The following is a 1,061-nucleotide window of genomic DNA, read 5'->3' as shown; positions in this document are numbered from 1 at the left end:
ACCTATTCCGCCGGTTTTGGCAATTACGCAAAAAACTATTTTCTGATGTTTGCTCTTGGCGCCATATTTGGCCGGCTCACCAGCGACACCGGCACAGGCAAGACCATTGCGCTGAAGCTGGCCACCATGCTCGGTAAGATCAATGTCAAAACCCAGGCAGCCCGCACCTCTTTAACCGTCATGCTCATTGCCCTCATCACCACCGTACTCTGTTTAGGCGGCGTGAGTTCCTTCGTGGTCATCTTTACCATGGTTGGCATTATGAAACCTCTGTTTGAGGCTCAGGATATCCCGTGGCATACCTCCCTGTTAGGCATCACCATCGGTTCTCAGGTATTCACTTCCACCATGATCCCCGGCTCTCCGGCTATCCAGAACCTGATTCCCATCAAATACCTGGGCACCACCGCCAAAGCGGCTCCCATGCTGGCTCTGGCCTCCGCCGCCGTCTCCGCCATCTTTTGCATCATATACGTATACTACGTCGCCAGGAAGGCGGAAAGGGAACAAGAACGCTTCCTGCCTACCGGCACGGTCATAGCCAGGGACTTCAAAGGAGATATTGACATTAAAGAAGGCGAAAGCATCACCTGGGGCCAATTCTGTAAGGCTCTTTCTCCCTCGATTATTCTGCTGATCGCCCTGAACGCCTTTAACATGGCCCCCGAGGTAGCCTTGCTTATTGGAATCATTGCCAATATCATCCTGTACTATGATAAGATTCAGGATATGGGTAAATCGTTGGGCGAAGGTGCCATGTCCGGCGGCAGAACCCTCCTGGGCGTATGTGCAGTGGTCGGCTTCGGCAGTGTAGTCGCGATAGTACCGGGCTATACCTTTGTCGTTAAAATGCTGGATTCTATCCCCGGCTCTCCCATCGTACAGCTCGTCATTGCCACCAACCTCATTGCTGGCATTACCGGCTCCGCTTCCGGCGGCCTAGCCATTGCCCTGGAGACCTTTGCCAAGCGTTATCTGGAGATGGGCATAGCTCCGGATGTCATCCATCGTGTCTCTGCTATGGCCTGTTACGGTCTGGACTCCCTGCCGCATAATGGCTC

At 53.6% G+C, this 1,061-nt stretch carries 1 protein-coding gene; it reads left to right on the top strand.

Annotation, left to right across the window (positions count from 1 at the left end; all coding sequences use genetic code 11):
- On the top strand, nt 1-1,061 hold a 1,061-nt coding region (locus tag AXX12_RS19620), incomplete at both ends, for a GntP family permease (RefSeq protein WP_066243975.1).

The organism is Anaerosporomusa subterranea (assembly GCF_001611555.1).
Classification (GTDB): domain Bacteria; phylum Bacillota; class Negativicutes; order Sporomusales; family Acetonemataceae; genus Anaerosporomusa; species Anaerosporomusa subterranea.
The sequence above is the reverse complement of the archived record's forward strand: the minus strand, read 5'-3'. Positions and strand labels throughout refer to the sequence as shown.